This is a genomic window from Ruegeria sp. CDSC054, from assembly GCF_059610645.1.
This window is the reverse complement of sequence record NZ_JBXWOA010000008.1, coordinates 61,498-84,269: the sequence shown is the minus strand read 5'-3', so window position 1 is coordinate 84,269 and position 22,772 is coordinate 61,498. Positions and strand designations below refer to the sequence as shown.

The window sequence follows — 22,772 nt, the reverse complement described above, 5'->3', positions numbered from 1 at the left end:
TGCAGCGCCCCGTTTTCTTGGTACATATCAATTTTCTTGATGCGACCGTTCACGGTTTTCGCAGTTTCCAAACCCTCCGGAACAGCCGTATAGACAAACGGTATCACCCGGAGATCCATGATGGCGGACGTCGCAACATCACCCCAGAATGAGGACACGCCAAAAGGATTGGCTCTGGCGGTGACCGCCTACGTTCTATGGGGTTTCCTGCCGCTTTACATGAAAGCTCTGGCGCATATCGGGCCGGTCGAGATCGTGGCGCATCGGATTGTATGGTCGGTGCCTGTGGCCGGGCTGTTGCTGGTGGCGCTAGGGCGAACCGGGGATTTGAAGGCTGCCTTACAAAACCCAAAAATGCTGGGCATGGCCTGTCTGACAGCGGCTTTGATCTCGGTGAATTGGGCCATTTACGTCTGGGCGATTGCCAGCGGCAACGCATTGGACGCAGCGTTGGGCTATTACATCAACCCGCTGTTCAGCATTGCACTAGGGGCAATCCTGTTACGTGAGCCTTTGAATCGTACGCAATTGGCAGCAGTGGGGTTAGCTGCTTTGGGTGTGTTGGTATTGATCGTCGAAGCGGGTCGGCTGCCGTGGGCCGCGCTGGCCCTGACGGTCAGTTGGGGGTTTTATGCTTTCTTCAAACGCTCGCTGCCCATCGGCCCCAATCAGGGCTTTCTGCTAGAGGTTCTGATCCTGCTGATCCCAGCCTTGGTCTACATCACCTGGTTGGGGGCAAAAGGAACCGGCCACTTTGGCGCTGCCGCTGGGGACACCATGCTGCTGGCCTGTGCCGGCATTGTCACCGCTGTTCCGCTGCTGGTCTATGCCAACGGGGCCAAATTGGTGCGGTTGTCCACAATGGGAATCCTGCAGTACATCGCGCCGACGATGATCTTTATCACTGCGATTACCGTGTTCGGGGAACAGATCGATCGGGGCCGGATGATCGCCTTCCCACTGATCTGGGCGGCTTTGGTGGTCTATACGATCCCGATGATCCGTCAGATGCGGGGCCAGCGCTGATGCAATAGGTCGGCCGCGGCCTCCGCCCACAAGCGATAGGCTTTGGGGCTTGGGTGATACCCGTCCGGAGCAGCCAGTGCCGGGTCTTCCGGGAATTCCAAAGACAGGTGCCGGGCTTGCGGGAATGTCGCAGCGGCCTTTTGCAAACCTTGATCCAGCCGGGCCGCCTGTCGCCCCAGCGCCCAAGCCAGCGGCTGGGGCAGGGCCGGAAAACGGTTCATCTGCGGCACGGCGGTAACCACGACACGTCGAACACCCAGTTTGCTCGTCAGATGATCCAGAAGTTGGGTCTGCAAACCCGTGAACTTTTGCCGGGATACTCCACGCGTGACGTCGTTTACACCCAAGGCTGTCACAGCGGCGTCATAGCTGCCTTCAAGCCGGTTCAATCGTTCCAGCGTATCCTGTGTTGTGTGGCCCGTCGTCGCCTCCAGTCGCCACTCCACGCTGTAATGGCGGGCCAACCTCGCCACCAGAAATCCGGACAGCGCCTGCTGCTGTCGCCCAGCCCCCACACCCGCTGCCGAGCTGTCGCCAGCGATGAGCAGCCGCAACCGGGGGCCGCGCCCTTCGCGCCCTTGGCGCGGGCCGGACGGTTCGGGCAACAACTGAGCGTTACGACGGACGGAAATCGCCTGCGCTGCCAGAACCGGCAACAGCGGGACACGCAATATCTGGTCTGCGGCAATCGGGGCAGTCATGGTTAGCTGAGCGCGTTTTTGTATTCGAGGAAGCGGGCGTCCGTCATAACCCGGGCCATCATGGCCTCGCGTAGGGCACCAATGGTTTTGTAGGGCCGCATGACAACTTCGAAATTCTGGATCAGACCGTCGTCATTCAAAGTGATCAGGTCGACGCCAACCGCATCCAAATCTCCGACTTTGCACTGAAACTCCAGCGCCCAGTCTTTGCCTTCACCCATAATCCGGCGATAGCGGAAGTCGGAAAATACCTGTCCCACGTGACCCAGAACAGCCGCCACCGGTTCACGTCCGGTCCAGGTGCTGTAGTAAGTTGGCGGGGAAAACCGGACGTCTTCGGCCAGCAATTCGTGGATCAGGGTTTCATCGCCCTTGGCGACAACGTCTTGCATGCGCGCGATTGTGGGGTGCATGGGTTCTCCTCCGCTTTGTGTCTGAGAGTTGCTGAACCGTTTCGTTCAGGCAAGCCCGACGTTGCGGGAACCTAAGCCGTGCGATAGGCAGGCGCGCATGAGCGAGACCTATGATCCCCCGAATACGCCGTTGGATGTGCTGCATGAGGATGCACAGCTGATCGTGGTGAACAAACCCTCGGGTCTGCTGTCCGTGCCTGGGAGGGGAGAGCATCTAGCCGATTGCCTGCTGACCCGCGTGCAGGCGGCATTTCCGCAAGCTTTGCTGGTGCATCGGTTGGATCGGGATACGTCGGGTGTCATGGTGTTTGCCCAGTCGCCGCATGCACAGCGGCATCTGAGCATGCAATTCGAGAAACGCCAGACCCGAAAAACTTATGTTGCGCGCGTTTGGGGTCGGATCGAGCAAAAGACTGGAACCGTTGATTTACCGTTGATTGTAGATTGGCCAAACCGACCGCTTCAGATGGTCTGTCATGAGACTGGCAAGCCTGCTGTCACTGACTGGCGATTTGTAAAGTACGAGGGCGAGACGACGCGCGTCCGGTTGTTCCCCAAAACGGGCAGGTCGCATCAGCTGCGCGTTCATATGCAAGCGCTGGGCCACCCTATTCTGGGCGATCCGTTCTACGCCGACGGACCTGCGCGCGAATTCCCGCGTCTGATGCTGCACTCTGAGGAATTGCGCCTGAAGAGCCCCGAGGGCGGAGTTTCGATGAAATTCCGCGCCCCGGCTGATTTCTGACCTCAGGCCGTGCTTGTCCACAGCATCTTAAGGTTGCCCAGCGAGAATCGCTTGGTCCGTTTGCGCGGTGCGCAGGGCTGACGGGCGGCCATGATTTCACGTTCGATCTCGAACGCGCGCAAAGTGTGATCCTGTGCCCAGCGGTCCAGTTTCAATGTCATCATCACGTGATTGTCGAGGTATGGCATGGTCGACCTCCTTTGGTTTGTTTCCCAAAGATCGCAGATCACTCCTGACACCACCCTGTCAGGGGCGTGTGCTAGGATGTCAGCAGACCGCTCGGAGAACCTTATGCGCCGCTCGACCCGCCTTTTTGAAATCATCCAGATCCTGCGTTCGGCCGAAATGCCTGTGACGGCAGAGGCACTGGCAGAAAAGCTCGAAGTGTCAGCGCGTACCGTCTATCGCGATATCGCCGCTTTGCAGGCACAGCGAACCCCGATCGAGGGTGAAGCCGGCGTGGGATACTTGATGCGGCGCGGGTACGACTTGCCACCGTTGAATTTCGACGCTGAAGAGGTCGAGGCGCTGTGGGTTGGTCTGTCGATGCTGGCGCGCACCGGTGATAGCACCCTGCAACAAGCTGCGGACCGTGTTTGCCGCAAGATCGACGCTTTGCGCGCGCCTGCGGATTGGCTGCAGGTCGCCCCATGGGGTGCGCCGATGGACGATCCGGCCAAAGGGTGCGTGCCCGTCGTAAACTATCGCGAGGCCATCCGCTCTGAACGCAAAATTCGCATCACCTATGTGAATGCCGAAGGCGAACGGACCGAGCGGGTCGTCAGGCCCGTCGCCCTGATCTATCACATCGAATGCACGATGCTCGCCGCATGGTGCGAGATGAGGAATGGGTTTCGCCATTTTCGCACGGATCGCATTTGGGCCTGCGAGGTGACAGACGATCATTTCTGCGGACAAGGAGAGCCCCTGCGGGCGATCTGGCAGGATCAAAACCAATGGGATCCTGCCGAACGGCGGTAATTTGCCGACTTCACCCGATTGTTGCTTGAGCCTATGTTGAGGTGACGCGATATACTGCGCCAAACAAAGCGGGTCCGGTGAACGGACCCCAGAGCAGAAGGTGAATTCATGACGATTTCCAAGAGTGTTCTTGCCGCTGGGCTGTGTTCGGCCCTGTTTTTGGGGGCCTGTACGGACCCCGGTACGCTGAACTTGCCGTCAGACCCGAACCAGAACACCAAGCAGGGTGCAATCCTTGGCGGTCTGATTGGTGCGGGTGTTGGCGCTATTGCCAATGGATCTGATCCACTTTTGGGTGCCGTGGCCGGCGGAGCAATCGGTGCAGCAGGAGGCGGCCTGATAGGCAACCAACTGGATAGGCAAGCCGCAGAACTGCGTCAGCAACTGGCCAATCAAGGCATCATCGTTACCAACGCGGGCGACCGCCTGATTGTGACCGTACCGAATGACATCACCTTTGACACCGACAGCGCGACCGTGCGCCCCGCACTGCGGGCCGATCTGGTCCGGGTGGGGCAGAATCTGGTAAACTATCCCAACTCGAACGTGCAGGTCATCGGCAATACCGACAGTGATGGCGATGCTGCGTATAATCAGGGCCTGTCCGAACGCCGGGCGCGGTCTGTCGCGGATATTCTTCAGGCCAATGGTGTAAGCGGTGCACGCATCTCAACCATCGGTCAGGGCGAAAACCGCCCGATTGCCTCAAATCTGACACCCGAGGGGAAGGCCCAGAATCGCCGGGTTGATATCGAGATTATTCCCAACGGAAACACTTAGCGACATGGGCACTTTCGGGTGCCCATTTTTCGCACATTGACTGCGCGTCATCCGGTCTTTGGTGCGCGCGAAAGTTACGCTAGCTATTGGGAAACACCTGAACCGGAGTTTCCCAATGTCTGACCCGATCCTTCTGAGCCTGTCCGGCTCATTGCGCCAAAGCGCGACCAACCGCAAATTGCTGCGCGAAGCGGCCCGGCTGTTCGAGCCGGGGACACATATCGAAGCCGATCTGAACCTGCCGCTTTACGATGGTGATCTTGAGGATGGCGAGGGCATTCCTGCCGCAGTGCAAACCTTGTCCGATCAGATCGCGCAGGCTGATGCAGTGATCATTTCGACCCCGGAATACAACAAAGGCCCGTCGGGAGTTCTGAAAAACGCTTTGGACTGGGTCAGTCGAACCGACGGTCGCCCATGGGCCGACAAACCGGTTGCCGTGATGTCCGCCGCCGCAGGACGCGCGGGTGGCGAGCGGGCGCAGATGGTTCTGCGCGGCTATATGGTTCCCTTCCAACCGCGCATCCTGCAGGGGCCAGAGATTCATCTCGCCAGCAGTTCGAACGAGTTTGACGAGCAGGGCAAATTGCTGAGCGACCGTTATGAAAGCTCTCTGCGGACACTGATGCAGAAACTGCGGGCTGAGGCTGGGTTCTAAGATCGAGAGGCTGCTTGCCGGGTCTGGTCCGTCTGCATAGTCTGCCGCCATGACTGACGAAATACAGACCGATGTGATGGATCCGGCCCGCGCCTCTGCGCTATTGGTAGCGCTTGGTTCCCATAAGAATTTCGATGCAGGCGATCAACTGCCGCCGTTCTTCCACCAGCTGTATTTCTGGTCCCCTCAGCTGCCTGCCAGTTTGGGGCGCGACGGGCATCCAAAGGTTGGGGGCGGTCTGATCCCCGATATGGGCTTGCAACGTCGGATGTGGGCCGGGGGACGGTTGCAGTTTCACGCGCCGCTGGTCGCGGGTTCAAAAGCCGTGCGCCGGTCTGTTCTTGAAAGTGAGGCGGCAAAAAACGGACGGACGGGACCGCTGGGGTTTGTTACCCTGCGACACGAGATTTCTCAGGACGGCCAATTGTGTCTGAGCGAATGGCAGGATCTGGTCTATCGGCCTGACCCTTCGGATACTGACATCAAGCCCAAGGCACCCGTGGCCCGTACCGATGAAACCCACAGGCGAGACGTCACCTTCGACAGCACATTGCTGTTTCGATACTCGGCGCTGACCTTCAATGGGCACCGTATCCATTACGATCTGGACTACGCGCGGGATGTCGAAGGCTACGACGGCCTGGTCGTTCATGGCCCTTTGCTGGCACAATTATTGATGCTGTTTGCCGAGGATCTGGCAGGTTCCTTGGCTCAGTTCTCATTTCGCGCGTCATCGCCGCTGATGCACTTTGAAACGGCAACCTTGTGCCGGAATGGCCAAGCGATGTGGGTGCGCGGGCCAGATGGGCGGCAATGTATGTCCGCCGAGTTTGTCCCGCGATCAGAGTGATGCTTCGGGTCTGAAATCACTCGGGATCGCGTCCCGGTTCTCAAGAACCAGATCCGCCATGACCTCAGCTACTTTCGGGGCCATGCCAAAGCCGATCTTGAATCCACCATTGGCAATGAATTGACCTTTGTGTACTGGGTGCGCGCCCAGCATCGGTGCGCGACTTTTGCTGCGCGGCCGTACACCCGCCCATCGTTCGATGACCTCTGCGCCATGCAGGACGGGAACGGCCCGCATCGCCCGGTCCAAAACGTCATCCAGAGCCGCATCCGTGCTGGTCGGATCGTCATAGTCACGCTCTGAGGTCGATCCAATCGCCAATGTCCCGTCCGCATGCGGTATGAAGTGGATCGCGTCCGCAAACAGCTGCGGAACCTCTCCTGCATCAAACCGCAGCAATGCGGCTTGCCCCTTGACGCCGTTGCCAACGGTTTTGCCAAAAGCCTCGGTCAGTTCCTGCAGACCGGCAAGGCCGGTGGCATGGACAACCTGCCCGCGATCTGGTGCGTCGGCTACGACCTCGACGCCAATCACAGCCAATGCCGCAACCAAGGCCGCACAGGCCCGGCGCGGATGCATGCGAGCGCTCAGCGTATCATGGATGACAAAACCGGTAGGACTGGGCGGACACCATGTACCGACCGCGGCTGTTTCGACGACCCGCCATTCAGCGCGACCCTGCCACAGTTCCGCTGCTGTGATGGTGCGCGCATGGGCAAGATCCAGCGTTCGGGTGTCGGCGATGGGTTGCAGCCGCCCCAACCGCGCATATCCCGGTGAGACGCCGCCTGTGGCCTCGACCCGTTTCCAGAATGGTTCGGCCATGATAAGGCTGTCGAACTGAAACGCCTTCTTGGCATTCCAGTTTTCAGGCACATGCGGTGCCAATGCGCCAACCAGGCCACCGCTGGATCCGGCTCCGGGACCAAAAGGGTCGACGATCTGTACCTTTGCGCCACGCCGCGCGCAGGTCCAGGCGATAGACAGGCCGAAAATCCCTGCACCGCGCACCGTCACATCGACCATTGCCATTCCCCTTTACCTTGTTCAGTGTCGCGCCGCTTAGCTACAGGATTCCCCGATGGCAGACCAGCGCGCCGAACTGACATGGACTGAGGATCAGATCCCCGTCTCGGATCGTTTCGACGATCCGTACTACTCGTTGCAGAACGGGCTGGAAGAGACGCGGCATGTGTTTCTGGCGGGTAATGAGCTGCCTGCGCGGTTCGCATCTGGTTTCCACATTGCTGAATTGGGCTTTGGCACCGGCTTGAACATGCTGACTGTCTGGTCAGAGTGGGAGAATTCCGGCCAGACGACGCCCCTGTCCTTTACCAGTTTTGAGGCCTATCCGATGGCACCCGTGGACATGTCCCGAGCGCTGGCAGCCTTTCCTGAACTTGCGCCTTGGTCTGACCGGTTCCTTGCGCAATGGGAGGGCGGCACATGTGATTTGGGCACCCTGCGGCTGGAGGTTGTTGAAGGCGATGCGCGTCAAACCCTGCAAGCATGGGTAGGTGCCGCCGATGCGTGGTTTTTGGATGGGTTCTCTCCGGCTAAAAATCCCGAATTATGGGGTGCAGACCTGATGCAGCAAGTCGCCGACCACACGGCCACTGGCGGAACGGCGGCGACGTATACCGCCGCCGGGTTCGTGCGGCGGGGGCTTGAGGATGCCGGTTTCACCGTTACGCGCGCGCCCGGTTATGGCCGCAAGCGCCACATGACCCGGGCAATCAAATCATGACGCAGCAGAACAATTCGCGCGCCGGGATTGCGTTGATGATCGGGGCGACCATCGTCTTTGCGCTGCAGGACGGTATTTCGCGCCATCTAGCGGGAACATACAACACCTACATGGTCGTAATGATCCGCTATTGGTTCTTCGCCGCCTTTGTCATCGCTTTGGCCGCACGTGCGCCCGGCGGATTGAAAGCCACCACCCAGACAAGCCAAGTTAAGCTGCAAATATTTCGTGGCCTGCTGTTGGCGGCCGAGATCTGCGTCGCTGTGTTCAGTTTCACTGTTCTGGGCCTGATTGACGCGATGGCCGTATTCATCTGCTACCCGTTGTTGATCGCTGCTCTCAGCGGGCCGGTATTGGGCGAACAGGTCGGCTGGCGACGCTGGGCCGCAATCGGCGTTGGGTTCATCGGTGTTCTGATCATCCTGCAGCCCGGTGTAGGGGTCTTTAACCCTTGGGCCATTGTACCGCTGATCTCGGCTTTCATGTTTGCAGTCTATGGTTTGCTGACCCGTTACGTATCCCGCCGGGACAATTCCGCCACCAGCTTTTTCTGGACAGGCGTCAGCGGTGCCGTCGCCATGACGCTCGTGGGAATGTGGTTCTGGGAGCCGATGGCCCAGACGGACTGGGCCTGGATGGCGCTGCTATGCGTGAGCGGCGTTCTGGGGCATTGGTTGCTGATCAAATGCTATGAGATGGCCGAGGCCAGCGCGGTGCAGCCCTTCGCCTATTTCCACCTGGTCTGGAGCGCGATCCTGGGAATCTCGGTCTTTGGTGAAACGCTGCGCCCCGAAGTGGTCATAGGCGCAGCGCTGGTTGTCGCCGCCGGGCTGTTCACCCTATGGCGCGAAAGACGCCAGCGTTGACCCGACCAGTTCCTGTGAGAACGGGATCGGCAAGGCAGGTTGGCCAAGACGGGCGCGATAGACCGGCAGGCTTTCCGACACACGCATCACGTAGTTGCGGGTCTCGCTGAACGGGATCGTCTCAATCCAGTCGACGACATCGATTTCGCCTGCGCGCGGGTCGCCATAGCGATCCATCCACGACATCGGCCGACGTGGACCTGCGTTGTATCCTGCAGCCATCATCACAACGTTTCCGTTGAAATCAGCGGCCAGACCGGACAGGTAATTGGCACCCAGCTTGGCGTTGTATTGCCAATCCGAGGTCAGCTTGATCGTCTTGTGGCCGCTTAGGATGCCCAATTCCTTGGCAACAAGCTTTGCCGTGGCCGGCATGACCTGCATTAGTCCGCGCGCGCCGGCTCCACTGATCACAACGGGGTCAAACTCGCTTTCCCGACGGGCAATGGCCAGTGTCATTTCCTTGGCCATGGGCAGACCCATGTCGGCCACCGGATGCACCGGGTAATAGGCGGCTGGCAAAACCAAGCCGACTGTTGCAGCGCGTTTGGCAATCATTACGGCCAGATGCGGCTGCTTCAACTCAATCACCAAATCGCCCAACTGATTGGCCTGAACCGGGTCCAGCCCTTCCACCAAATGAGTCAGGAACCGCTCAGACAGGGTGTCTTCGTCAGCCTTCAGCAGCAGTAGCCCGGCTTCCAGTACGCTTGAATTGGAGAACTCAGCTTGCTTCCAGTGTGGCGCCCGGCGGGGGGTGGCCAACTCACTATCGAAAGGACGCCCGATCTGTTCCGCCGCCAGCAAGCCGTAGAAAGAGGATTGATAATCTGCACCCATTGCATAGGCGTCATAGGCTTTTTCGGCGTCACCATGGGCCGCATAGGCACGACCCAACCAATACCCGGCGCGTCCTTTCGAGATCGGCGATTTCACCGCGTCCGAGAAGTTCTGGAAATGCCGGATCGCGGTCGCAGGATCATTCAGCTTCCGCAAGGCCAGAAACCCGGAAAGCCACTCCAGATCCGCATAGCCATAGCCCATTTCTGGCGTCATGTGGTGATTGGCAGCAATCTGATAAGCGCGGTTCTGGTCCCCATTTCGCATCTCAAGTCGGGCCAACCGACGGCGGCCTTCGGCCCATTTGTCAGGTTCCCCCAACGCATCAGGGCCGGAAGAACGCGCCAGCATCAAGTCAATCGCGCTGTCGTCCAACTCTTTCTTGTCACGCCAGACGAACCTGTCAAAAGCCAAGCCCGGTGAATCACCCAGCGATTTCGGAACTGCCGCCACCTTGCCGTCGACGCCGGGTTGCCGTTTCTGAAGGCCGATCCGCGCCTCAGCCAGTTTACGCTGATCAGCGCTGACCAGCGGCAGCATCTGACCTGCGCTGACAAGGTGGTTGTCCCATAGCATCCGGTCCAGACGGGCGGCGTGATGGGGTTTCAGCAGCTTGCCAAAATTCTCAAGATAGTCTTTTTGCAGACCCGAGCCCATTGGCATCGTCCGCCAGGCCGCGACGATATCGGCTTCAGCATCTCCCTGACGCCCCTTTGCCTTCAATGCGACTGCATAGTTCAATGCACCCTCTGCGGTTTGCGGCGGCTGTTCGGCATAGAATTTAAGAACGCGGTCTGGATCGGCGCCAGTAAAGGCGGGCTCACTTTTGCGCCGCAACCAAGCCAGACCAGGCCAGTCTGGACGACGATCCAAGAACACCAGAACGTCACCCGAACTGCCAAACCCTTCGCGAAGCCAGTGCCAGACGATGATGTCCCGAGACACTGAACCCCGCGCACCAGAAACACGCAGGGCTTCATTCCAGTCCCCCTTGCGCATTTCATTCATACCGGCCCGCAGATCACCGGCGGCGTCGGCCCGCACTTGTGTGCCCGAAATCAGAATTACGACCGTCAAAAACGCCAGAAAGCGTGTCATCCCTTGCATTTCCCAACCAACCAAGGATACAGCCATTCAGGATAAAGCTTGCGCCGTCGGGTTCAACTCAAGAAAGACAGATTTCTGGCAAACCGAGGCGTAAAAATTACAAACTGCACCTAAGGAGCGTGTCATGTTCAAAGGCTCTATGCCAGCCCTCGTCACACCGTTTAGCAACGGCGAGTTGGACCTGAAGACGCTCAAACACTTGGTGGAATGGCAGATTCAGGAAGGCTCCACCGGGTTGGTTCCCGTTGGCACCACCGGCGAAAGCCCCACCCTGAGCCACGAAGAGCATGAAACGGTTGTCGACGAGGTTGTCAAAGCCTCGGCTGGTCGTGTTCCTGTGATCGCAGGTGCTGGGTCAAACAACACTGTCGAGGCCATCCGGTTTGTGCGATTCGCGCAGAAAGTAGGCGCCGATGCAGCTCTGGTCGTGACGCCATATTACAACAAGCCCACGCAAAAGGGTCTGCTGATGCATTTTCGCGCGCTGCATGATTGCGCGGATATTCCGATCATCATCTACAACATTCCCGGCCGTTCGATCATCGACATGACCCCTGAAACCATGGGTGAGTTGGCGAAACTGCCGCGCATCGTCGGTGTAAAGGACGCGACCGGCGATCTGGCACGTGTCAGCCAGCAGCGTGCCTCCTGCGGCCCGGACTTCTGTCAGTTGTCTGGCGAGGACGCGACTGCGCTAGGGTTCAACGCGCATGGCGGTGTGGGCTGTATCTCGGTCACCGCGAACGTCGCGCCCAAACTGTGTGCCGAATTCCAGCAGGCGACGCTGAACGGCGATTACACCAAGGCGTTAGAGTATCAGGACCGCCTGATGCCCCTGCACGAAGCGATCTTTATCGAGCCCGGCCTCGTGGGTGCCAAATACGCGCTCAGCAAATTGGGTCTGTGCAGCGAGGAAGTCCGCTCGCCCCTATCCGGGCTGGAAAGCAGCACCAAATCCGCGATAGACGCGGCGCTTCAGCACGCAGGTCTCATCTAGAACGAATTCAAAAGTGAAAAAAGGCGGCCTCGAACTTCGAGCGCCGCCTTTTTTTGTTCCGGATCCAGGCTTCATCTGGACCAAAATATCCCGGGGGAGTCGCGGCTTGTCGCGACGGGGGGCAGAGCCCCTATCGTTTTCCGTAATACAGTCCGACGACATGCTCGGCCTGTGCGAAGAACAACCAGCGTGACGTCGCTACACCGGCCAGATGGGAGAGCACTGCCAGCAGCGCGAAGAAATGGCCGAATGGCAACAGCAGCAGGACAACCGGTAGGACAAACGCCAACACAAACGAGATGATGCGCAGCTTTTCGGCATGTTTGCGGCCAACGACGTGAACGAATTCACGCAGCAAATAGTTGGTGCCGGTATGAGGAGGCTCGAATGCACGCACGGTGCCGCGATCGCCCAATCCTGTTGCGGTGCCCAGATTTGTGCCGGACTCCTCCAGAGCTTTGTCGCCCTTTTTCCAGTACAGGATCTGCACCAAAGCAGCGATCAGCAATAGCGGCAGCGCAACACGTGCCTGTCCGGCCAGCAGGGCACCGCCTGCCAGGCTGAAGCTGAGGAACATGGCCGGAGTCAGGTTCATATTCCAGCGGGGAATGGTTTTGAGCTGCGTGTAGATCATCGACGTGGTGAATACGGTCAGTAGCGAAAACAGCGCACCGATCCAGCCAAGAAGGCTCCAGCGCTGGCCTAGGAAGATCACGCCAATCGCATAAAGCCCCATGACGATCAGAGCGATGACCGCGCACCAGCCTTCGCGGCTGAGCCAGCTGGTCTTCCATTGCGTAAACGCCTTCCAGGCCCGCTCGGGGTGGCCAAGGTGAAAGGTGGACGCCATCAACCCGCCAACGGACAGGGCGTAGGCGATCGCGAAAAAGACAAAAGCGACCCAGCCAGAGACGTCAGGCAGACCAAGCCCCAGAAAGAGCAACAGTCCAAAGCCAAGGCCCGACAGTGTCGTGAAGATGATAACGGAAGGTGCTGGATGCATCAGAGCTTCTCCAAAGTCTTGTCGAGCCAGCCAAGGAACCCTTTGGGTTCTTCAGCGACCGGGGCCAGCAGCGGGGCCAGGATGTCGATCTGATCTTCGACATTATCCTTGGGCCGGGGCGGCAGGTATTTGTTGACGGGCTTGGTGCCCATTTCCGGCATCAGGTCCATGCCACCGCGTTCGGCGACCAGTTTGCTGACATCGCTGTCCGCATCGCCCAGATCACCGAAGTGGCGCGCGCCTGCGGGGCAGGTGCGTACGCAGGATGGGACTCGGTCCACTTCCGGCAGGTTCTCGTTATAGATCCGGTCAACGCAGAGGGTGCATTTCTTCATCACACCTTCGGCTTGATCCAGTTCACGTGCGCCGTAGGGGCAGGACCAAGCGCACAGGCCGCAACCGATGCAGTCGCTTTCATTGACTAAAACGATGCCATCCTCGACCCGCTTGTAGCTGGCCCCTGTGGGGCAAACGGTGACGCAAGGTGCGTCCTCGCAGTGCAGGCAGGATTTGGGGAAGTGGATCAGCTGGGCATGACCTTCCGCAGGCTGCACCTCGTAAGAGTGCACCCGGTTCAGGAACGTGCCGGACGGGTTGGCGCCGTACGCGTCCTGATCGGATAGCGGCGCGCCGTAGTTTTCCGTGTTCCAGCCTTTGCATGAGATGACGCAGGCGTGGCAGCCAACGCAGGTGTCCAGGTCGATGACCAGACCCATCTTGCGGTCGGTGGATGTGGGGAGCTGGGTCATGACTACCTTGCCTCCGCTTTTTTGGTGAGGGCGGACTGGGGCGCTGCCCCAGACCCCGCGATATTTTTGGCCAGATGACGCAGGGATCGGGTCATTTGCCTACCTTCCATGCCAAATCCTTCGGTCCAGTTCCGACCGGAGATTCAATCGGTGGGAATTCCGGTTGGCTTTCCGCATCCGTTGGTGGGTCAGCTTTTTCGATCTTCACTTTCAGGTCGAACCATGCGGCCTGACCGGTGATGGGGTCAGAGTTGGCCCACCGCAGACCATCGCCCTTGGGCGGCAGCAGTTCGTGGATCAGGTGGTTCAGCAGGAAGCCCTTGGTGGCCTCGGGCGCGTCGTCTTGCAGCGCCCATGCGCCTTTGCGTTTGCCAATGGCGTTCCAGGTCCAGACGGTGTTCTCGTTCAGGGCCGCCATTTCCATGACCGGCACCGTGATCTCGCCATGCGGCGAGGTCACCTTGGCCCAATCACCGTCGCTCAGGCCATTCTCGCGCATCAGCTTAGTCGGAACATAAAGTGGGTTGCGGCCGTGCAACTGGCGCAGCCATGCGTTCTGGGTTCCCCAACTGTGATACATCGCCATGGGGCGCTGGGTCAGCGCGTTGACGGTGAAGCCCTCGTTGCCGGTCTGGTCGGTCTCGTACCAGATGGGCATCGGGTCCAATGTCTCTTTGATGCGTTCCCGCAGGTGTTCCGGGGGCTGACGTTCGCCATGGCCTTCGGCGGCAAGCTGGAACTTGCGCATCGGCTCGGAATAGAGCTGGAACAGGTATGGCTGCGGGCTGTCATAGATGCCCATGCCGACAGCCCAATCCTGATAGGCTGCGTTCCATGGTTTGTAGTAATCCGCGCCCTCGGGGATATGGGCCACGTAGAAGCCGCCGTTTTCGATATAGCGGTTCAACTGATCGGGGTTGACCTCACCCCGGCCTTCCTTGTCGCCGTTTTCACCACGGAAACCGGCAAGTGGGCCGATGCCGGGCTTGCGCTCGTGATTGACGATATAGTCGGCGTAATCTGTCCATTTGGCGCTGCCGTCTTCATTGGTGAAGCCCGGCAGCCCCAAGCGGTTGGCCAGTTCGACCAGCGCTGATTGGAAGCCTTTGACGTCCCGGTCGGGTTCAATCACCGGCCACCGGATTGCGTCGGCTGCAGCATCCGCTTCGCAGATCGGGCGATCAAGCAGCGAGATACAGTCGTGCCGTTCCAGATAGGTGGTATCCGGCAGGATCAGGTCGGCATAGGCCACCATTTCCGACGAATAAGCGTCGGAATAGATGATATGCGGGATTACGTAATCGCCGTTTTCATCCTTGTCCGTCAGCATTTCCATGACACCTTTGGTGTTCATGGATGAGTTCCAGGACATGTTGGCCATGTACATGAACAGCGTGTCGATCTTGTAGGGATCGCCCGCATGTGCGTTCGAGATCACCATATGCATCAGCCCGTGGCTGGACATCGGGTTGTCCCACGTAAATGCCTTGTCGATCCGCGCCGGGCTGCCGTCTGCCTTCAGCGCCAGATCCTCTGGCCCTTGAACAAAGCCCAGATGCGGGCCGTCCAGCGGCGTGTTCGGGGTCACCTTGCAGTGCGGTCTCGGGTGCGCCTCGACCGGTTTGGGATAGGGCGGTTTGAAGCGGAAGCCGCCGGGGACTTCGACTGTGCCAAGGATGATCTGCAACACGTGAAGTGCGCGGCAGGTCTGGAAACCGTTGGCATGAGCCGAGACACCGCGCATCGAGTGCATTGCAACCGGGCGACCGATCATCTTGGTGTGTTTTTCGCCGCGGAAATCAGTCCATTCGCGCTCCAACTCGAACGCCTCGTCAAAGGCAACGCGGGCCAACTCGCCCGCGATGGCGCGGATACGGGTGGCGGGGATGCCACACTGCTCGGCGATGTTCTCGGGCGCGTATTCGTCGCTGAGGTAGCGTTCGGCCATCAGATGGAACACGGGCCGGTGGGTGACGCCATCCTTCTCAAAGGTCGCCGACAGGTCGGGGCGGACACCCGGTTTGTCAAACGCCGTCAGCTCGCCCGTGTTGCGATCAACAACCAGCGGCTTACCATTCTCATCGCGCAGGAACAGACCCTTGGTGGGGCCTTCGGATGCGTCGATCAGCACCGGCGCGTTGGTGTAGCGGCTGAGATAGTCCAGATCGATCTTGCCGGCCTTCATCAGCACGTGGATCATCGACAGGATGAACAAACCGTCTGTGCCCGGAGTGATCCCGACCCAATCATCAGCCACCGCGTTATAGCCCGAGCGGATCGGGTTGACGCCGATCACCCGTGCGCCACGTGCCTTGATCTTGCCGATGCCCATCTTGATCGGGTTGCTGTCGTGGTCTTCGGCAACACCGAACAGCATGAACAGCTTGGTGTGATCCCAGTCAGGTTGGCCGAATTCCCAGAATGCTCCACCCATCGTGTAAATGCCGCCGGCGGCCATATTCACAGAACAGAACCCGCCATGTGCCGCATAGTTACAGGTGCCAAAGTTCTGTGCCCAAAAGCTGGTAAAGCTTTGGCTTTGGTCCCGACCTGTGAAAAATGCCAGTTTCTCGGGGTTGTCCTCGCGGATCGGCTTGAGCCAACCAACGGCGATGTCCAGGGCCTCGTCCCAACTGATCTCTTCGAACTTGCCCGAACCACGGGGCCCGACACGTTTCAGTGGGGCGCGCAGACGCGAGGGTGCATTGACCTGCATGATCCCTGCCGAGCCCTTGGCGCACAAGACGCCCTTGTTAACCGGGTGATCGCGGTTGCCTTCGATATAGGCGACCTTGCCGTCTTTCATGTGTACGTTGATGCCGCAGCGACAGGCGCACATGTAGCACGTTGTTTTTCTGACCTCATCAGAGACCTTGGGAGAGGTATTAATGATTGGCTGGTTCATTTCTGGTCCCTGTGGCTTTTGGTCCGATTATTCTCATGAGCAGAGATCAATCGGAACAGTATTTCGCTTTAGCCGGATTTACGAGGCGTCTGTCCGGGTTTTGGATGTTTCTGCTTGCACGGCTGTAACCGCGATCATGTGCAGAACGTCCTCGGCGGAGCATCCGCGTGAAAGGTCGTTGGCCGGTTTCGCCAGTCCCTGAAGGACCGGGCCGATTGCTTCGGCACCCCCAATACGCTGCGCGATCTTGTAGCCAAGGTTGCCTGCGTCGAGGTTCGGGAACACAAAGACATTTGCCTCACCGCGCAGGGGCGAATCCTTGGCTTTCTTTGCAGCCACCTCGGGGACGAATGCGGCGTCAAACTGCAGCTCGCCGTCGATCAACAGATCGGGGTCGGCCGATTTTGCAATCTGCGTGGCCTCGCTGACCTTCGTGACCTTCGGATGATTTGCGCTGCCGCCGGTGGAAAAGGACAGCATTGCAACGCGGGGCGTCTCATGCGTCAGCGCCTTGAAAGACGCGGCAGATGCCCGGGCGATTTCGGCCAGTTCCTGTTCGTTCGGATCAACGACCAGGCCGCAATCGGCAAAGATATGCGCTCCGCGGACCGTGTGGTGATCGCGGCAGTAGAGCATCAGGAAAAAGCTGGAAACCATGGTCGCGTCGGGCGCTTTGCCGATGATCTGCAAAGCGGCGCGCACTGTGGCCGACGTGGTCTCAACAGCTCCGCCGACGGTTCCGTCGGCATTACCGGTATGAACCAGCATCGCGGCATAGTTCAGGCGGTGTTTGATTTCTTCAGCGGCCTTTTCAGGCGTCATGCCCTTGTGCTTGCGCCGCTCGAAAAGCTCAGCTGCAAACGCTTCGGCATGGGGAGAGTCCGATGGATCGTGGATTTCGATGCCGTCGACATCCTGACCAGCCTGTTCGGCCAGCAGGGCAGTTACTTTGGCTTTGTCGCCAACCAGAATGATGCGCGCGACACCTTCCTTGCGGGCCTTCAAAGCACCTTCAACAACACGTGGATCATCGCCCTCAGCGAGGGCGATGATCTTGTCGGAGCTGCTGGCAGCTCCGAGAATTGTGCGTAGTGGCTTCACGCGATTATGCCCCGGCCGACGTATTCATGTCAGCCGCGTCGATACCGGCAACACGGACCGGCTTTTTCATGGCGTCGCGACGGAAGGGATCGCCCAGTTCCTGGTTGATCATGGCTTCGATCAGAGTGGTGATGCCATTTTTCTGGTCGATGATCGCCTGGTTCAGGGCCGCGGTCAGCTCGTCCTGAGTGCGTGCAACGACGCCTTTCAGACCACATGCGGTTGCGATACCGGCATAAGAGACCTGTTGGTCCAGTTCGGTGCCAACAAAGTTGTCGTCGAACCACAGGGTCGAGTTGCGCTTTTCAGCGCCCCACTGGTAGTTGCGGAAAACGATCTGGGTCACGGCGGGCCATTCTTCGCGGCCAATCGCGGTCAGTTCGTTCACAGCGATACCAAATGCGCCGTCACCCGAGAAACCGACAACCGGAACGTCCGGGCAACCAATTTTCGCGCCAACAACGGCAGGCAGGCCGTAACCACAGGGGCCAAACAGACCAGGTGCCAGGTACTTGCGGCCTTCTTCGAAGGACGGGTACGCGTTACCGATGGCGCAGTTGTTGCCGATATCGGACGAGATGATTGCCTCGGTCGGCAGCGCCGCTTGAATTGCGCGCCATGCCATGCGGGGGCTCATCCAGTCGGGCTTAGCGGCACGTGCACGCTCGTTCCAGGTGGTGCCCGGATCGTCGTTCTCGTGGGTCAGCGAGCTCAGTTCTTGCGCCCAAGCCGATTTGGTGGTGGCGATCAGGTTCTTGCGGTCTTCGCGACCTGCTTCACCGGCGTTGTCGCCCAGACGTTCCAGCAGACCTTCGGCCACTTTCTTGGCGTCACCGACGATGCCAACGGTCACGTCTTTGGTCAGGCCGATACGATCAGGGTTCAGGTCAACCTGAATGATCTTGGCATCGGTCGGCCAGTAGTTGATGCCGTAGCCAGGCAAGGTCGAGAACGGGTTCAGACGAGTGCCCAGAGCCAGAACAACGTCCGCTTTGGCGATCAGTTCCATACCTGCTTTCGAGCCGTTATAGCCCAACGGACCGGCAAACAGCGGGTGCGAGCCGGGGAAGGCGTCGTTGTGCTGATAGCCAACGCAGACCGGTGCGGTCAGACGTTCGGCCAGATCGGCGGATGCAGGGATCGCGCCGGACAGAACAACGCCAGCACCGTTCAGGATGACCGGGAATTTGGCGTCGGACAACAGGGCTGCGGCTTCGTCCAGTGCTTCGTTGCCGCCAGCAGTCGCGGCGAATTCGACGATCTTGGGCAGCTCGATGTCGATGACCTGAGTCCACATGTCGCGCGGGATGTTCATCTGAGCAGGTGCCGAAGCACGCTTGGCTTGCAGGATGACGCGGTTCAGAACTTCGGCGACACGGCTGGGGTCACGCAGTTCTTCCTGGTAGGCAACACAGTCCGCAAACATGCGCATCTGTTCCATTTCCTGGAAGCCACCCTGACCGATGGTCTTGTTGGCTGCCTGCGGAGTGATCAGCAGAACCGGGGTGTGGTTCCAGTATGCGGTTTTAACGGCAGTCACAAAGTTGGTGATGCCGGGGCCGTTCTGCGCGATCATCATCGACATCTTGCCGGTGGCACGGGTGTAGCCGTCCGCCATCATGCCGCCGGAACCTTCGTGGGCGCAGTCCCAGAAATTGATGCCTGCAGCCGGGAAGATATCCGAGATCGGCATCATCGCCGAGCCGATGATACCGAACGCATGTTCGATACCGTGCATTTGCAGAACCTTAACAAAGGCCTCTTCAGTGGTCATTTTCATCTGAGTGTTCTCCGCACAATTGAAGAAAGGTTCGGGCACAGCACCCGCCTTTGATACGGTTTTGGCGCAAGGGGCGAAGCGGCGTTAGGGCCAGAACGTTAGGCGGGATATGTCCAGAGTCGTGCTAGGCGGATCGGATGGCGTCCGCGATCAGTTTCACCCCCGGCCCGATGCGGTCCCGGCCAATGGACGAGTATCCAAGGCGATAGAAGTTGTGCGGTCGGTGCAACCCATTGAAGAACGGGGCGCCTGGTTCGATATGGACGCCCTGGCTCTGCAGCTTTTGGGCAAGTTTGGTCGTGTCCACACGCTCGGGGGCCGACATCCAAAGAGACGAGCCGCCCATGATTCCGCGTCCGGCAGCGGTAAGCCCGTACTGTTCGACTGCAGCATCCAACGCTTCGCGGCGCCGGGCAAGGGTCTTGGACATACGCCGAATCTGAGCATCGTAATGGCCCAGTGACAGGAAATAGGCCGCAGTGCGCTGGATATGGCCCGGCGGGTGGCGCAGCACCAAAGAACGCAAGGCTCGTGCCTCGCGGATAAAGGGCTCGGACCCAACAATGTAGCCTAGCCGCAATCCGGGAAACAGCGACTTCGAGAAGCTGCCCACATAGATCACCCGTCCGTCGCGATCCATTGACTTGAGGGCCGGGGACGGGGATCCCAGAAAGGCCATTTCAAACTCGTAATCGTCCTCGACCACCATGGCGTCCAGTTCGCGGGCGCGTTTCAGCAGCTCGTAGCGGCGTTCAACGGGCATGGTTGCCGTTGTCGGGCTTTGATGGCTGGGGGTGGTGAAAATTACGTCTGTTTCGTCAGGTAGCGCATCCGGGGTCAGGCCGTCGCTGTCGACGGCCAGTGGCGACACCTTGCAATCGGAGTGATTCAACAGATCCCGCAGCGCATAGTAACAGGGGTCTTCAATCACCGCTGTGCGGTTGCGGTTCAAAAGAATGCGTGAGGCCAGCCACAGTGCGTTTTGCGCGCCCATAGTGATCAAGATCTCTTCGGGGCGGGCGGCGATTCCACGGCGCGGCAACGTGTGACGGGCGATGAATTCGATCAGCAGCGGATCATCCTGATCCATGTAGTCCCCGGTCAGGGATGCAAAATCCTTGTGACCCAACGCGCGGACCGCGCAGAGACGCCAGTTGGCGTGGTCAAACAATTTCCGATCTGCCTGACCATAGATGAAAGGGTATTTGTAATCGCGCCAATTACTGGGCTTGGGCAGCACGTCCCCGTCCGAGAACCTGCGTGCGAGTGCCGTGTCCCAGTCGACATTTTCATCGCGTTTTTGCACAGGCGAATACTTGGGTGGCACGGGCGCGTTTTGCGAGACGAAATACCCCGACCGGCCTTTGGCAGTCAGGTAGTCATTGGCCAGAAGTTCCGTATACGCCAATGTCACCGTGATCCGGCTAACACCTAGGTGTGCCGCCAGTTTACGAGACGAGGGCAGCTTTTCCCCAACGTGGAACCGGCCAGACAGGATGCCTTCGGCAATCATCTGCTGGATCTGCGCCTGCAGCGTGCCCTGTCCGTTCAATTCCAGAAAGAATGTGTCGACCGATATTCCCATAGCGCCTTATAGGGTGGACTTAAGGCGAGGGCAATCTGGACTTAATCTCGTCTCGAGAATTCGTGAACAAGGCGCTTGACGAAAAAGAACGACTCACCTAAATAACTAGAAATTTAGTTTAATGGAGAAGTCAGATGTGGGAAACAGCTGCAGCAGGATTCTCGGCCATGGGCTCTGAAGCGCGACTGAAGGTTCTCAAGACATTGGTTCGGGCTGGTGAGGCGGGGTTGACCGTTGGGGAAATCCAGAACCGCACAGGCATTGCGCCTTCGACATTGGCCCATCACCTGCGGTTTCTCGCGGCCGGCGGTGTTGTCGAGCAAGAGAAAATCGGGCGCGCCACCATCAACCGCGCAAATTATGAAGAATTGAGAGGCCTCGCGCAGTTCATTCTTAGCGAATGCTGCGCGGACGAAGTGGGAAAGGCTGCGAACGATGGCTGAGCTGACACAAAACCCAAAGGCACCGGCAAAGGTGGCCGTTGATCTGATCAAAACCCCATGGGCGGTGATCGTGGCCATTCTGGCGCTTGTGGCTGTCCTTGACCCCGGCAATTGGGGAGAGGTTGTAACCTTTGCGGGTAAAGCCCTTTCCCATACGGGCCAGTACATTCTGTTCGCCGTCTTGCTGCTGTCTTACCTCAAGGCGACAGGTGCCGAAGTGATGGTTGCGCGCGCCTTTGAGGGGCGCGAGACGCGGATGATCTTTCTGGCCGCAGTCTTCGGCGGCCTCGCACCGTTCTGTTCTTGCGAAGTCATTCCGTTTATTGCTGGTCTGCTGGCGCTTGGTGCGCCATTGTCGGCTGTCATGGCGTTCTGGCTCAGCTCGCCCTTGATTGATCCACCTACCCTGTTGATCACGGCAGGCGCATTGGGTTGGCCATTTGCAATCGGCAAGGCCATTGCAGCTGTCGCATTGGGTCTGTTTGGGGGCTTTGCCGTCCGTGCCCTGATGCGAGGTGGTGCGTTTGCCCAGCCTCTGCGCGAATACAAACCGGCTGGCTGCGGATGCGGACCTAAAACAGAGGACAAACCTGTCTGGAAGTTCTGGCAGGTACCCGAGCGTCGTCAGCGCTTCCGGTCCGAGTTCATTCACAACAGCCTGTTTCTGTTGAAATGGTTGGCTCTGGCCTATGTGCTTGAGGCGCTGTTGGTCAGCTATGTGCCCGCCGATCTGATCGCGCGCGTTGTCGGCGGTGACGGTGTTGTACCCATTGTCATTGCCGCGTTGGTCGGGATGCCCGCTTACCTGAACTCCTACGTCGCGCCGCCGCTGCTGGCAGGCCTGATGGAACAGGGGATGAGCGCTGGGGCCGCGATGTCATTCATGGTCGCGGGTGCCGTCAGTTCGATCCCGGCAATGGCCGCGGTCTGGTCATTGGTCAAACCACGGGTCTTTGCGACCTATCTGGGGCTGGGGATCACTGGGGCCATCACCGCTGGCATTCTGTTCCAGATGATCTGAAATCAAACCCGCCCGGTGCACTTGGCGGGCGGGTTTTTTTATCCGGTTTCGCAGTGGCGCGGCAGTTTGAACCGATACCGCGCTTCACCACTATCAACATACACTCGTTTTTCGATGCAGGCCGTGGTGCCAACGGTTTGTGAGACCGGAGCGTCGGTTGAAGTGATCGAGGTCGCAGACCCGTCCGGCAGCCGGACCGAAGCAATGACGCCGTTCTTGAGGTCCCCGTTGATGGGTGTCGCTGACAAGACGTTGACGGTCATGAATGCCTCATGCTCGTGCTCGCCGCTGTCGTTGAAGATCAGCAAACCAGCAGCGACGGCAACAAGACCAACACCGCCTGCCACGGGCAAACCCCAGGTCTTCAGGAAGGCATAGATCGAAACGGCGCGATGCGGTCCAAATAGTTTGGAAAGAACGTTCAGCATGGTTTTCTCGTAAAAAAGCCCCGGTCCGTTCAGGCCGGGGCTGTCT

General features: G+C 59.1%; 23 protein-coding genes. 11 read left to right on the top strand and 12 right to left on the bottom strand.

The genetic code is table 11. The features are described 5' to 3' along the window. Positions 1-120 precede the first annotated feature (120 nt). Positions 121-1,026 carry an EamA family transporter RarD gene (gene rarD / locus AC2FGC_RS15750; RefSeq protein WP_108861142.1) on the top strand — a complete coding sequence of 302 codons (906 nt, stop codon included), beginning with the start codon at positions 121-123 and terminating at the stop codon, positions 1,024-1,026. Here rarD and AC2FGC_RS15745 read toward each other — a convergent pair. Together AC2FGC_RS15745 and AC2FGC_RS15740 are read right to left on the bottom strand one after the other, a co-directional pair. Then, entirely contained in the window at positions 1,005-1,727 is a 723-nt protein-coding gene (locus AC2FGC_RS15745; protein WP_496782817.1) for an SGNH/GDSL hydrolase family protein, read from the bottom strand. The two genes, rarD and AC2FGC_RS15745, sit on opposite strands and share 22 nt — an antisense overlap. Before the next feature lie 2 nt (positions 1,728-1,729). Then, complete coding sequence (locus AC2FGC_RS15740) at positions 1,730-2,140, bottom strand: nuclear transport factor 2 family protein (protein WP_058272539.1); 411 nt, start codon at positions 2,138-2,140, stop codon at positions 1,730-1,732. Between the two features lie 97 nt (positions 2,141-2,237). On the opposite strand from AC2FGC_RS15740, the gene AC2FGC_RS15735 reads away from it, so the two are divergent. Further along, positions 2,238-2,885, top strand: a complete 648-nt coding sequence (locus tag AC2FGC_RS15735; RefSeq protein ID WP_496782815.1) for an RluA family pseudouridine synthase — start codon at positions 2,238-2,240, stop codon at positions 2,883-2,885. Between the two features lie 2 nt (positions 2,886-2,887). Here AC2FGC_RS15735 and AC2FGC_RS15730 read toward each other — a convergent pair whose 3' ends face one another. Then, positions 2,888-3,073, bottom strand: a complete 186-nt coding sequence (locus tag AC2FGC_RS15730) for a hypothetical protein (protein WP_058272537.1) — start codon at positions 3,071-3,073, stop codon at positions 2,888-2,890. Between the two features lie 103 nt (positions 3,074-3,176). On the opposite strand from AC2FGC_RS15730, the gene AC2FGC_RS15725 reads away from it, so the two are divergent. The 4 genes from AC2FGC_RS15725 (at position 3,177) to AC2FGC_RS15710 (ending at position 6,154) form a co-directional block, all read left to right on the top strand. After that, entirely contained in the window at positions 3,177-3,866 is a 690-nt protein-coding gene (locus AC2FGC_RS15725) for a helix-turn-helix transcriptional regulator (protein ID WP_496779356.1), read from the top strand. 108 nt (positions 3,867-3,974) lie between these two features. Then, on the top strand, positions 3,975-4,646 hold the full coding sequence (locus tag AC2FGC_RS15720) for a YiaD family glycine zipper/OmpA-like lipoprotein (RefSeq protein WP_496726595.1): 672 nt from the start codon (positions 3,975-3,977) through the stop codon (positions 4,644-4,646). 115 nt (positions 4,647-4,761) lie between these two features. Beyond that, entirely contained in the window at positions 4,762-5,304 is a 543-nt protein-coding gene (locus AC2FGC_RS15715; RefSeq protein ID WP_108861149.1) for an NADPH-dependent FMN reductase, read from the top strand. Between the two features lie 49 nt (positions 5,305-5,353). Beyond that, positions 5,354-6,154 (top strand): HTD2 family dehydratase, encoded by an 801-nt coding sequence (locus tag AC2FGC_RS15710; protein WP_496782812.1) that lies wholly within the window; start codon positions 5,354-5,356, stop codon positions 6,152-6,154. Here AC2FGC_RS15710 and AC2FGC_RS15705 read toward each other — a convergent pair. After that, on the bottom strand, positions 6,146-7,186 hold the full coding sequence (locus AC2FGC_RS15705) for an NAD(P)/FAD-dependent oxidoreductase (RefSeq protein ID WP_496782810.1): 1,041 nt from the start codon (positions 7,184-7,186) through the stop codon (positions 6,146-6,148). The genes AC2FGC_RS15710 and AC2FGC_RS15705 overlap by 9 nt on opposite strands. 49 nt (positions 7,187-7,235) lie before the next feature. On the opposite strand from AC2FGC_RS15705, the gene mnmC2 reads away from it, so the two are divergent. Further along, complete coding sequence (gene mnmC2 / locus AC2FGC_RS15700) at positions 7,236-7,901, top strand: tRNA (5-methylaminomethyl-2-thiouridine)(34)-methyltransferase MnmC2 (protein ID WP_496782806.1); 666 nt, start codon at positions 7,236-7,238, stop codon at positions 7,899-7,901. Next, the gene (locus tag AC2FGC_RS15695) at positions 7,898-8,767 is read left to right on the top strand and encodes a DMT family transporter (protein WP_496782804.1); all 870 of its coding nucleotides are present in this window, start codon (positions 7,898-7,900) and stop codon (positions 8,765-8,767) included. The genes mnmC2 and AC2FGC_RS15695 overlap by 4 nt, the downstream gene beginning before the upstream one ends. Here the strand turns inward: AC2FGC_RS15695 and AC2FGC_RS15690 are convergent. Further along, positions 8,741-10,705 (bottom strand): lytic transglycosylase domain-containing protein, encoded by a 1,965-nt coding sequence (locus AC2FGC_RS15690; protein WP_496782802.1) that lies wholly within the window; start codon positions 10,703-10,705, stop codon positions 8,741-8,743. The two genes, AC2FGC_RS15695 and AC2FGC_RS15690, sit on opposite strands and share 27 nt — an antisense overlap. Before the next feature lie 133 nt (positions 10,706-10,838). On the opposite strand from AC2FGC_RS15690, the gene dapA reads away from it, so the two are divergent. Beyond that, entirely contained in the window at positions 10,839-11,711 is an 873-nt protein-coding gene (gene dapA / locus AC2FGC_RS15685) for a 4-hydroxy-tetrahydrodipicolinate synthase (RefSeq protein WP_496782800.1), read from the top strand. Positions 11,712-11,841: 130 nt separating this feature from the next. Here the strand turns inward: dapA and AC2FGC_RS15680 are convergent, their stop codons facing one another. The 6 genes from AC2FGC_RS15680 to pdxR form a co-directional block, all read right to left on the bottom strand. Continuing rightward, complete coding sequence (locus AC2FGC_RS15680; protein ID WP_496782798.1) at positions 11,842-12,714, bottom strand: dimethyl sulfoxide reductase anchor subunit family protein; 873 nt, start codon at positions 12,712-12,714, stop codon at positions 11,842-11,844. Then, entirely contained in the window at positions 12,714-13,463 is a 750-nt protein-coding gene (locus tag AC2FGC_RS15675; protein ID WP_058279787.1) for a 4Fe-4S dicluster domain-containing protein, read from the bottom strand. The genes AC2FGC_RS15680 and AC2FGC_RS15675 overlap by 1 nt, the downstream gene beginning before the upstream one ends. 91 nt (positions 13,464-13,554) lie before the next feature. Then, positions 13,555-16,368, bottom strand: coding sequence for a molybdopterin oxidoreductase family protein (locus AC2FGC_RS15670; RefSeq protein WP_496726601.1), 2,814 nt, complete (start codon positions 16,366-16,368; stop codon positions 13,555-13,557). A 78-nt stretch (positions 16,369-16,446) separates the two neighbouring features. Next, positions 16,447-17,469 (bottom strand): phosphate acetyltransferase, encoded by a 1,023-nt coding sequence (gene pta / locus AC2FGC_RS15665; protein ID WP_496726602.1) that lies wholly within the window; start codon positions 17,467-17,469, stop codon positions 16,447-16,449. A 4-nt stretch (positions 17,470-17,473) separates the two neighbouring features. Continuing rightward, a complete protein-coding gene (xsc, locus tag AC2FGC_RS15660; RefSeq protein ID WP_496726603.1) occupies positions 17,474-19,249 on the bottom strand; it encodes a sulfoacetaldehyde acetyltransferase in 1,776 nt (591 codons plus the stop codon). 124 nt (positions 19,250-19,373) lie between these two features. Next, entirely contained in the window at positions 19,374-20,834 is a 1,461-nt protein-coding gene (pdxR, locus tag AC2FGC_RS15655) for a MocR-like pyridoxine biosynthesis transcription factor PdxR (RefSeq protein WP_496726604.1), read from the bottom strand. A 134-nt stretch (positions 20,835-20,968) separates the two neighbouring features. On the opposite strand from pdxR, the gene AC2FGC_RS15650 reads away from it, so the two are divergent. Both AC2FGC_RS15650 and AC2FGC_RS15645 read left to right on the top strand, forming a co-directional pair. Then, positions 20,969-21,277, top strand: a complete 309-nt coding sequence (locus tag AC2FGC_RS15650; RefSeq protein WP_058272522.1) for an ArsR/SmtB family transcription factor — start codon at positions 20,969-20,971, stop codon at positions 21,275-21,277. After that, positions 21,270-22,298, top strand: coding sequence for a permease (locus AC2FGC_RS15645; RefSeq protein WP_496782796.1), 1,029 nt, complete (start codon positions 21,270-21,272; stop codon positions 22,296-22,298). The genes AC2FGC_RS15650 and AC2FGC_RS15645 overlap by 8 nt, the downstream gene beginning before the upstream one ends. Positions 22,299-22,336: 38 nt before the next feature. Here the strand turns inward: AC2FGC_RS15645 and AC2FGC_RS15640 are convergent, their stop codons facing one another. Continuing rightward, positions 22,337-22,726, bottom strand: coding sequence for a hypothetical protein (locus AC2FGC_RS15640; protein WP_496782792.1), 390 nt, complete (start codon positions 22,724-22,726; stop codon positions 22,337-22,339). Positions 22,727-22,772 lie beyond the last annotated feature (46 nt).

Bases quoted from the DNA above. Each gene is read 5' to 3' on its own strand.
- xsc (WP_496726603.1), bottom strand. From the start codon at position 19,249: ATGAAAATGACCACTGAAGAGGCCTTTGTTAAGGTTCTGCAAATGCAC.
- mnmC2 (WP_496782806.1), top strand. From the start codon at position 7,236: ATGGCAGACCAGCGCGCCGAACTGACATGGACTGAGGATCAGATCCCC.
- AC2FGC_RS15735 (WP_496782815.1), top strand. From the start codon at position 2,238: ATGAGCGAGACCTATGATCCCCCGAATACGCCGTTGGATGTGCTGCAT.
- AC2FGC_RS15720 (WP_496726595.1), top strand. From the start codon at position 3,975: ATGACGATTTCCAAGAGTGTTCTTGCCGCTGGGCTGTGTTCGGCCCTG.
- AC2FGC_RS15740 (WP_058272539.1), bottom strand. From the start codon at position 2,140: ATGCACCCCACAATCGCGCGCATGCAAGACGTTGTCGCCAAGGGCGAT.
- AC2FGC_RS15640 (WP_496782792.1), bottom strand. From the start codon at position 22,726: ATGCTGAACGTTCTTTCCAAACTATTTGGACCGCATCGCGCCGTTTCG.
- rarD (WP_108861142.1), top strand. From the start codon at position 121: ATGGCGGACGTCGCAACATCACCCCAGAATGAGGACACGCCAAAAGGA.
- AC2FGC_RS15705 (WP_496782810.1), bottom strand. From the start codon at position 7,186: ATGGCAATGGTCGATGTGACGGTGCGCGGTGCAGGGATTTTCGGCCTG.
- AC2FGC_RS15730 (WP_058272537.1), bottom strand. From the start codon at position 3,073: ATGCCATACCTCGACAATCACGTGATGATGACATTGAAACTGGACCGC.
- pdxR (WP_496726604.1), bottom strand. From the start codon at position 20,834: ATGGGAATATCGGTCGACACATTCTTTCTGGAATTGAACGGACAGGGC.
- AC2FGC_RS15715 (WP_108861149.1), top strand. From the start codon at position 4,762: ATGTCTGACCCGATCCTTCTGAGCCTGTCCGGCTCATTGCGCCAAAGC.
- AC2FGC_RS15690 (WP_496782802.1), bottom strand. From the start codon at position 10,705: ATGACACGCTTTCTGGCGTTTTTGACGGTCGTAATTCTGATTTCGGGC.
- AC2FGC_RS15650 (WP_058272522.1), top strand. From the start codon at position 20,969: ATGTGGGAAACAGCTGCAGCAGGATTCTCGGCCATGGGCTCTGAAGCG.
- AC2FGC_RS15695 (WP_496782804.1), top strand. From the start codon at position 7,898: ATGACGCAGCAGAACAATTCGCGCGCCGGGATTGCGTTGATGATCGGG.
- AC2FGC_RS15725 (WP_496779356.1), top strand. From the start codon at position 3,177: ATGCGCCGCTCGACCCGCCTTTTTGAAATCATCCAGATCCTGCGTTCG.
- dapA (WP_496782800.1), top strand. From the start codon at position 10,839: ATGTTCAAAGGCTCTATGCCAGCCCTCGTCACACCGTTTAGCAACGGC.
- AC2FGC_RS15645 (WP_496782796.1), top strand. From the start codon at position 21,270: ATGGCTGAGCTGACACAAAACCCAAAGGCACCGGCAAAGGTGGCCGTT.
- AC2FGC_RS15710 (WP_496782812.1), top strand. From the start codon at position 5,354: ATGACTGACGAAATACAGACCGATGTGATGGATCCGGCCCGCGCCTCT.
- AC2FGC_RS15670 (WP_496726601.1), bottom strand. From the start codon at position 16,368: ATGAACCAGCCAATCATTAATACCTCTCCCAAGGTCTCTGATGAGGTC.
- AC2FGC_RS15675 (WP_058279787.1), bottom strand. From the start codon at position 13,463: ATGACCCAGCTCCCCACATCCACCGACCGCAAGATGGGTCTGGTCATC.
- AC2FGC_RS15680 (WP_496782798.1), bottom strand. From the start codon at position 12,714: ATGCATCCAGCACCTTCCGTTATCATCTTCACGACACTGTCGGGCCTT.
- AC2FGC_RS15745 (WP_496782817.1), bottom strand. From the start codon at position 1,727: ATGACTGCCCCGATTGCCGCAGACCAGATATTGCGTGTCCCGCTGTTG.